Annotated in this window: 10 protein-coding genes; 4 read left to right on the top strand and 6 right to left on the bottom strand. The window is 57.0% G+C overall.

Translation table 11 applies throughout. The features are described 5' to 3' along the window. Positions 1-439 precede the first annotated feature (439 nt). The 4 genes from ACGLHR_RS49285 to ACGLHR_RS49270 form a co-directional block, all read right to left on the bottom strand. Positions 440-1,081 carry an HD domain-containing protein gene (locus ACGLHR_RS49285; RefSeq protein ID WP_400103109.1) on the bottom strand — a complete coding sequence of 214 codons (642 nt, stop codon included), beginning with the start codon at positions 1,079-1,081 and terminating at the stop codon, positions 440-442. A 145-nt stretch (positions 1,082-1,226) separates the two neighbouring features. Beyond that, positions 1,227-2,108, bottom strand: a complete 882-nt coding sequence (locus ACGLHR_RS49280) for an NmrA family NAD(P)-binding protein (protein WP_400103107.1) — start codon at positions 2,106-2,108, stop codon at positions 1,227-1,229. A 34-nt stretch (positions 2,109-2,142) separates the two neighbouring features. Then, positions 2,143-2,715: a TetR/AcrR family transcriptional regulator gene (locus ACGLHR_RS49275; RefSeq protein ID WP_400103104.1), complete on the bottom strand. Its 573-nt coding sequence runs from the start codon at positions 2,713-2,715 to the stop codon at positions 2,143-2,145. Between the two features lie 135 nt (positions 2,716-2,850). Continuing rightward, positions 2,851-3,066, bottom strand: a complete 216-nt coding sequence (locus ACGLHR_RS49270) for a glutathione S-transferase C-terminal domain-containing protein (protein WP_400103113.1) — start codon at positions 3,064-3,066, stop codon at positions 2,851-2,853. A 416-nt stretch (positions 3,067-3,482) separates the two neighbouring features. Between ACGLHR_RS49270 and ACGLHR_RS49265 the strand changes: the two genes are divergently transcribed. Continuing rightward, positions 3,483-5,471, top strand: a complete 1,989-nt coding sequence (locus tag ACGLHR_RS49265; protein WP_400103103.1) for an ATP-binding protein — start codon at positions 3,483-3,485, stop codon at positions 5,469-5,471. Positions 5,472-5,483: 12 nt separating this feature from the next. Here the strand turns inward: ACGLHR_RS49265 and ACGLHR_RS49260 are convergent, their stop codons facing one another. Further along, positions 5,484-6,164, bottom strand: a complete 681-nt coding sequence (locus tag ACGLHR_RS49260; protein ID WP_400103101.1) for a response regulator — start codon at positions 6,162-6,164, stop codon at positions 5,484-5,486. 142 nt (positions 6,165-6,306) lie between these two features. Between ACGLHR_RS49260 and ACGLHR_RS49255 the strand changes: the two genes are divergently transcribed. Then, complete coding sequence (locus tag ACGLHR_RS49255) at positions 6,307-6,585, top strand: hypothetical protein (RefSeq protein WP_400103099.1); 279 nt, start codon at positions 6,307-6,309, stop codon at positions 6,583-6,585. A 271-nt stretch (positions 6,586-6,856) separates the two neighbouring features. Here ACGLHR_RS49255 and ACGLHR_RS49250 read toward each other — a convergent pair whose 3' ends face one another. Next, positions 6,857-7,066 carry a transposase gene (locus ACGLHR_RS49250; protein WP_400103097.1) on the bottom strand — a complete coding sequence of 70 codons (210 nt, stop codon included), beginning with the start codon at positions 7,064-7,066 and terminating at the stop codon, positions 6,857-6,859. A gap of 275 nt (positions 7,067-7,341) precedes the next feature. On the opposite strand from ACGLHR_RS49250, the gene ACGLHR_RS49245 reads away from it, so the two are divergent. Continuing rightward, positions 7,342-7,677: a hypothetical protein gene (locus ACGLHR_RS49245; protein WP_400103095.1), complete on the top strand. Its 336-nt coding sequence runs from the start codon at positions 7,342-7,344 to the stop codon at positions 7,675-7,677. A 21-nt stretch (positions 7,678-7,698) separates the two neighbouring features. Further along, positions 7,699-8,235, top strand: a complete 537-nt coding sequence (locus ACGLHR_RS49240; protein ID WP_400103111.1) for a lecithin retinol acyltransferase family protein — start codon at positions 7,699-7,701, stop codon at positions 8,233-8,235. Positions 8,236-8,487 lie beyond the last annotated feature (252 nt).

The raw sequence follows: 8,487 nt of genomic DNA, 5'->3' as shown, positions 1-8,487 counted from the left end.
AGTTGGGCGGCGCAAGCCGCGTCAACGAAGTGCGGATAAATCCAATGCTCAACTTTGAGCAGATTTTATGGAACAGCTGAGTTTGCCATCCTGGACGGTGGTCACTTCATCTTCCTGGAAAAGCCCGGCCTATTGCACGACACTGTTGAGGCCTTCATCGCCAAGCACGAACGATGATCAGCTCGGCTCTCTGACGGAAGGCGGGCGCCTCCCGTTTGGTGGCCTTGGCCGATTCAGCCGACGACAAGCCGTTCGAGCGTCTGGTCGCACCTCATCGGCTCGAGCGCTATCAGATTTGGACGTGTGTGCTCGTAGACCGGCAGCCGGCAACTCCTTTCAAGCGCGCGGACTCGCGAAAATGCGGTCGTAATGGCGTTGAATGATATGCCACCAAAGTCATTCATTGATGCAGGGCCACCGATACGGCAACATGGCTGTATCAACTTTTAAACGGGGTGCCATTGATCAGGTCGCAGACGTCCGGAATGCAGAATCCGTGTACGTGGCGGTGCCCGATGTCGGCCAGTCCCGTGCCGATCGCGGTATGTGGTTTCTTCCTGGCGACTTCGGCCAGGGCTTCCTGGAATGCCGCTTTGAATCCGAGTCTCGGATACGCTTGAACAACGTCATCGACGAAGGAAGGCGTCACCTCGTCATAACGCAATCCGAGCACGTCAACATGGGCGCCCATGAAGACCAGGGCAATTTCCGGCGCCATAAGCTCGGCGATGCCACCGCTGGAATGCAGCGCGATCGCTTCCCAGACCAGATCGGTTTTGGATGCCGGGTAGCCATGTCCGCGCAAGAATTTGCTGGCAGCATTGGCGCCATCGACTTCGAAACGCTGATCGGCAACGAACTCATGGGTCAAGCCAAGATCGTGAAGGACGGATGCAAGGTAAACGACCTCCCGGTCGTACTGCAATTGCCGCCTCTGCCCAAGGAACTCGGCGAACCACCAGGTCCGGTGGACGTGGTTCAGCATCGCTTTCGAGTGCACGCTCTCGACGAGTGATGCGGCCTTTCGAGACAATTCCGAATCGGGCGCGATGAAGCCACCGATAGTGACAGGGATGCTCACTTCGTTCTCCTGAACGGCGGTTCGAAGCCAATGCCAGACGTACCGCTCGTATTGAATGTCGTGTTGCCACTGAGTTTCATGAACCTACGTCCCCCGCCCGCCCGCACGATCATCCGACTGTGTGGGCGGCGGGTTCCTGACGAAATTACGCCTGGAACACTTGACGATTGGCCTGTACAAACGCAGCCACAGTCTGCGGCGCGTGGCCCGTGATTTCTTCGATAACGCCATCCGTACCGGAGAAGATTCCGTTCTGATAGTCGATGGCGGTTTCAAGGAAATGCTGGATCACAAACTCAGGCAGGTTGTACTTCTGCAGATGTTCGCGATATTGCTCAAGGGTCGAGGGCACATAGGTGATCTCGCGTCCTAGCACCTTGCTGATCTCGCTCGCGATCTCCTGCTGACTCAGCTCGACGGGGCCGAAGAGGGAGTAAGTCTTGCCAATATGGCCTGCGGGTTCCGCGAGAATGCTGGCGATCAGACGCGCCTGGTCCTCGGCTGCGATCGGCGCATGACGCCCTTCCCCGTAGGGCAGCGTGATCTTGCCTTCCTGCACCAGGGGGTCAAGCACCCACGGAAATGTCAGCCATTCGGAGAAGTAGGTCGGGCGAATATGGACGGTCGGAACGTCGGACCAGTCGAGAACGCGCTCAGCAATCCAGTGATCGCGCGCGGCATGGCTCTTGGAATCTTCTCGTGCCGAGATTTGCGACATCTCGACCACGACCTCAACGCCGGCACGCCGTGCGGCATCAGCGAAGTACGAGGTGGCCTGGATGTAGCCGGGACGAACCGGATAGCACAGGTACGCGCCGTCCACGCCGTCCATGGCACGAATCACGTCGTCGTGCTCGAGGAGGTCGCCGACGAAAATCTCTGCCCCTTCTTCGCGGAGGGCTGCGCTGCGCTCATCTTCCTGGTGTACGAAGGCGCGAACCGCGTGCCCTGCCTTCAGCAGGAATCGGATGGTGTGGACACCGGTCTTACCCGTGGCGCCAGTGATGAGATATTTACGCTGTTCCATGAATTGCTCCAATCTGTGAATGTGTCCGACAGGTTTACATCGCCCCGAGGTGCTGCTTCACATCCTCCAGAATCGCCGTTGAAGCGTCGGAATCTTCAACGACTCTTGACATCGTGACGGCCCCAATCATGGCCGCTAACGCGAACACGGCAGACGACCTGACTTCCTGCGACGGCTTGTCCGCCATATGTTTCGCCAGTACGTCAACCAGATCGTCAAAACTTTGCGCGGCCGCCGCGCGCGTTTGTTTATCGGCCCTGGCGAGCTCGCTTCCCATTGCCGCCAGAGGGCATCCGCCTGTCCGTGTGTCGCGGTGGGCCTGAGACACATAGGCTTCGACCATGGCGGCAAAACCGCTGGCAGCCTGACTGTTGCAAGAGGCCGTTGTCAGCCCCTCGATCACTTCAGTCATCGCCTGAGAACACGCTTCTGCAACCAACTGGTCCTTCGAGGCGAAATGCCGATAGAAGCCGCCCTGCGTAAGGTTCAACGGAGACATCACATCGTTCAGCCCCGTCGCCTGGATGCCGTTCAGCCGGAATTCCCGAGCGGCGACCTCGACAATGCGTCTACGTGTTTCCGCCGTCTCGCCCTTCGTCTTTCTCATCTCGCCGCTCCTGTTGTGTGTGGTCGCTAACCATCTTAAATAGATGGTAGTCACCATCTAAATGGAAGTCAAGAAGAGAAGCTCGCGCGAAGACAAAGTGCAGATTACCCGACCTGAAGTCAGGGGCCGTGGCTCCTAGGCAAAGGCCTTGAGACCGTTGATGACGGCAGGTCGCATCGAGACGGCCTCAAACCAACGCGTAAGGGCAGGATGACTTGCCCACTGAAGATCCTCGCGAAAAGCACTGGCGATGGTGAATGCCGAAATGTCAGCAAGAGAAAATTCGTCGCCGGCCATGAATGGTGTCGACTCCAAAAATCGTTCCGACTCGGCAAGCGCCGCCATTGCCATGCCATTGAGGTGCGTGGATTGGGCCCTCGCGCCCATCTGCTCGAGCCGGAATGCACCATGGCTTACCGCGATGACGTCGGTCAGGAAATAGAAGAAAGAAGAACCGCTCGTAGCGGCCGCTTACGGCCAGTTGCTGCCACTCACGGCTCGTTGATCCGATGACCGAGTTGGTTGATGAGCTGCCACCCGAGTTGACGCGATCGTCCAGCCACTTCCATTCGAACTTCGGCCATTGGAGCTGGTAGTCAGGAATATCCGAAGATGGCCTCTAGTGCACCTTCCCTCCCGACTTTGCGGGAAGGGACTATCTGCGCCTAACCTATTTGCAGCACGCATAGGAGTAACGCAGCAAGACTTGCGGGACCATACAGAGCCGCAAAGAGTACATTCAGCAGGCGTGCTTCGGGAGGGAAACTATGGAAACCGCCAATGGACCGCTTTCGACACATGCCAATGAAGCAGGCCACAAGGCGAGCGCGGTTCGCCAGATTGCAACGAACTTGGTAGAGATATTCACGCCACCTCGCCAATTCACCGATCAGACGATAGAGTCTGCATACATTGGAGATCATGGACGGCGCTTTGCCGGTTCCAGGCTTGCGGCATCGATTCTGGCGTGTCTGACTTGGAGCGTTTTTTTGGGGTGGGACCTCTACAACGGCGCCAACAATGAGGCTTTTCGCCACGTTCTACCGCAAATTTTGCTCCTTAGATTTGCAGGGACGGCCGTACTTGGGGCACTTGTTTATCTCTGCTCGAGGATACGAAGAGACAGCCTCGCGCAACTAAGCATTCTTTGCGGGGTTTTGGCAGCCGGCACGCTGCTTGTCGGACAGGTTGCGTTTTCTCCCCCGACTCATGCATTTACGCACTATTTTTCCGGTTTGTACCTAGTAGAGTTCTTTCAATTTGGATTCTTTAATCTGAAAGCAAAAGCTACTCTTGCTACGTCATGCATCCTTGTCGCCACCGTCTTTTTCATGCAAGCGGTATTTCACCCCCTTGCTCCGGAGAATTTCGTGTATGGGATGTTTTTTCTCGTGATTGTGATTTTGACCGGGCTGGCAGTCAATGTGCATGCCGAGCGCCACTGCAGGGACCGATTTCTGGCTGAACTGGCCATGCGCGATGCGAACGAAAGGCTGGCGCTCGCGAACACCGATCTCGAAAACAAACAGCAGATCCTCGAGGAGACGCAGAAGGCTAGGGCAGCGACGACAGAAGCTTTGCTGGCAATCCAGGCCCGCCAACGCGAGGAGGCGGAACGCCAGAATCAGGCGAAGTCTATGTTTTTGGCTACTGCAACACATGATCTGCGGCAACCCATGCATGCGCTAAATCTTTTCTTGCATGCCGGACAGGAGGCCTTTCAACGCGGCAACTTTCCCGAGGTTCAAAGACTTATTGCACAGGCAAGCGACGCAGCCAATGTCATGGCAAGGCTATTTAATAGTATCCTCGAATTGTCAAGACTGGAGGCGGGAGGCGTCGTGCCCGAATACCACCAGCTTGAGTTGACGTCAATCCTCAAGGACGTGATCGACCAGGTTGGTGAACTCGCAAGATCGCAAGGTGTAACGGTTCGCCTCCGCACTCCGTCGATTGCTGTACATGTAATCAGCGACGCGCACTGGCTGCATCGTGTCCTGACCAACCTTGTCGCGAATGCGATCAAGTATCACGCGGACCGGCTCGCTACACCGCCGACCGTACTTGTGGGAATCGTGCGGCTCAATACGCGGGTCCGCGTTGATATTGTCGATAATGGCATAGGGATCCCGCCACAACTCTTGCGCGATATTTTTCGCCCCTTTTACCAGGTAAGCAACGACGAACGCTCACGGGATAATGGGCTTGGGCTCGGTCTTTCCATCGTTAACGCTGCCATCTCCATTCTGAAGGAGCACCGCATTGAAGTAAGATCGCGACTTGGCATCGGATCTCGGTTCTCAATAGATCTGCCGCGGCCTTCGCTGGACGGAATCGAAAGGCAACTCAATCAACCGCCAGGGGAAACCGCTGACGAGATTCAAATACAGAATCGCTTTGTACTTCTGGTCGAGGACGATCCCCTTGCGCGTGCTTCCATGATCGCGCTATTGGAGCAATGGGGGATGCTGGTCGAAGGCGCCTCCGATTTAGGTGAACTCGACGGGATGCTAATTGAAATAGAGAGGCCTCCCGATCTGGTAATTCTCGACTACCGGTTGCCCGGACAGTGTACTTACCGCGATGCCTTGACATTAATTGGACGCCGGACAGGAGCCAGCTTGCCTTACCTAGTTGTCACCGGCGAGTCAGTGCCGCCATCGCATCCCGAAGTCACTTGCGGTCGCCTTTTAATGAAACCGGTAAACCCATGGCTTCTGCGCAATGCGATTGCACGTGCCATGCAGCAACAGTAACTGTGCGTCATACTATCGCTCGGCCGGAATTTCGATACCGCGCCGCGCGAGCTCCACAATAAGGAAGGTACGGCGTGTCACATTGAATCGAACCAGCAGATCGCCCGCATATTCCTTGGCCGTATTCTCACTTATGTCCATCTTGCGAGCGATGGCCTTGTTGGACATCCCTTGCAGAAGGTATCGAAGGGCTTGTGCCAACCGCGGCGGCAAGTTAAGTGTTTCAATCGGTACCCCTCGGGGGGGCGTGACGGCAGGCGGGCTTTGCCCCCCTTTTCCCAGCACGTTGCTCGGGAGGTAAACCCGGCCACTCAGGATGGTGTCTATGGCCTCCCGAAACACCTCTCCCCCTCCTTCACTTGCCTTTGAAATGAAGCCGCAAGCGCCTTCCTTGATGCATTCGAGTACAGTTGCCCGGTCATCTTGTGCCGAAAGCATCACTGTTTGCATTTCGAGTCCCTTTTCAGCGATCCAGCGAAGAACATCAAGTCCGTTCCCCTCGCCGCCCAGCCTGTAGTCCAGGAAAACGAGATCATAGGGCGCGCTATCGAGTCTTCCAGTCGCCTCTGTGAAGCTGCTCGCCTCATCGATCGTCATCTCTGGCTGGCCTGCGAGGATTAGTCGCCGCATCGCCGCCCTGGTCAATCCTTCATCCTCGACCAGCAAAACACGCTCAAAGCCTTTGGCGGTCATGTCGATCCCCTTTGTTACTTAATCATAAGGCTCGGCCGCCCCGATTTGCTCCCTTACAAAGCGGAGGCCGGACCCCTCCAAAAGGGGGGACGCCTCTGCCACTCCGCTGCCGCCGGCGCAATCCTCGACAACGGGGTTCCGCATGCAAGCCCATACAGCTTCGGGTTGCGCCAATGCGTCGAGCGAGGACGTTATCGGCTTTCATGCGACCAACATGCACGATTCTGATATTGGCCATAACTATAGCGGTCGTTATCACTCACCAGGAGAAAAGGCAATTAAGAAACTCACATTTGCACTCACCCTGATCGCCGCCCTCGCTGGCGAGGTTGTACTCCCCACCCTAACGCTCGTCTCAGCCCAGACGGCTTACGCCGAGCCGTCCGGCAATAAGGATGGTTCGCCCCCTCCTGGCCCCTAATTGGCCTCACCTTTCGCGTATCGCAATTACGCCATAGGGCGCCGCTGCCCCCAACTATCTCGGATGGCGGCGCCTGCGACCCCAAGGAGTACGTTAGTTCGGGCCGTTGTTGCTTGTTTAGTGCAGCACTACGGCTATCAGGATGAGGCCCTACGGCCTGTCCTGCACTTTGCTGGTGAGCCGTTTGGCACCCAGGCATCGCCTGCGAAGAACTCTGCCGCATCTGGGCTCCCCTCACCGATTTGCGGACGGATCCGGGCCACTTGCCGTTTCATGGACGGCGTCCCCACTTCGGCAACAGCACATCCTTCATGGCCGCGTTTTCCAGAGCCAAGTCGGCATACATCCGCTTGAGACTGGCATTTTCGGCTTCCAAAGCTTGCATGCGCGTCAGGTCGCTGACCGTAGCACCTGCGCACTCGCACTTCCACGCGTAGTAGTTCGCCACGCCGATTCCGTGCTTGTGGCATACCTCCGCCACCGCCAGTCCTGATCCCTTTCATTCAAGATCGCCACGACCTCACTCTCGCTGAACCTGTTCTTCCTCATCGTGGCATCGTTTTTCTTCAAGGGGGCATTCTCCAGATTCATGTGTCTACTGTCAGGGCGAGCTTACCCCGCAATCCGAGGGCTGCTGACCGACACACGAAATCAGGGTTCTTGCCCCCCCGGCTTCTGGGTTTTGGCAAAAGCCTTCATCGACCAGACTTCAGTCATCGAGAAATCGATGCCCCCTTAAACGGACTGGAGATAGTCATGAAAGCTGCAATTACCGCGTTCGCCGTGCTCACCGCCACAGCAACCACGTTTGCTACTGGCGTCGCCAATGCAAGCCCCTATGAATTTGAATTGCGCAACGCCACCGGCCAGTACATCGTTGCCTTCTACGCGAAAAACGTCGATGACCGTATCTTTGGTCCCGATCTTCTGGACACGGAAATGATTCGCCCGGGCCATTCGATCGTGATCGACCCTGACGATGGGAGCGGTCACTGCCGGTATGACCTGCGTACGGTGATGGAGAGCGGCCTTACCCTGAATCGCTGGAACGTGAATGTTTGCGCGCTTACGCGCTACACGATCGGCAAGTAATTGCGGCTAGCCCCCGTGCAAATGTCCGGGTCGGCGCGCCACTGCCGACCCTGGCTCCCCCTTCGAACACCCTTGGATCACACCATGTATAGCGCCTTTGGGAAGGGCGATCGCCTTGGCGATATTCTCGTGGGATCGCACCTCATTACTGCCCGCTTCGGCTATACCCATCACGGGATCTACGTGGGTCGTGGAAAAGTGGTTCACTACGGCGGATTCTCCCACGTCTTCTCCGCCGGCCCTATTGAAGAGGTCTCGATACTGTCGTTTGCCAACGGGCATTCGATATCGGTAATACATGATCCGGCAGTCCGGTTCCAGGGCGCAGATGTAGTAAGGCGAGCGCGCTCACGTATTGGCGAGAATCGGTACAGGCTGCTAACGAACAACTGTGAGCACTTTTGTGCCTGGTGCATAGAAGGTGTGTCGCGTAGTGCGCAGGTCGACGGACTATTGAGAATGCCGCGAATGTTTGCCCGTCGATTACTGTCGGTTTTTTACTGCCCAGTTTGCGCGCGGCCAGGAACCGAGGCTCCCGCGAAATCAGTGCCAGTTTGAGGGGTGGAGAAATCCGGCGAGGCACGACGGTCGCTCATTCGCCGCCTCGGTCGCCCCGCTCAGTCTTGGGGATGACCGCGAAGGGTCCGGAACCGGCCCTCCGCTCCTCGGGGGACGAAAGACGGTTTATCGGGCGTTACAGCCATCCAGGCTAGCTGGATCTAACGTCGCAGAAGGGTCGGCAACGGCTGCATTGGGTCGGTAGCGATGCAGGTCAACCGCCGGTTCGACATGGTCCACCGTGCGTTCCGC

The organism is Cupriavidus sp. CuC1 (assembly GCF_044627735.1).
Taxonomy (GTDB): Bacteria; Pseudomonadota; Gammaproteobacteria; order Burkholderiales; family Burkholderiaceae; genus Cupriavidus; species Cupriavidus ulmosensis.
This window is presented reverse-complemented; position numbering and strand designations above follow the sequence as displayed.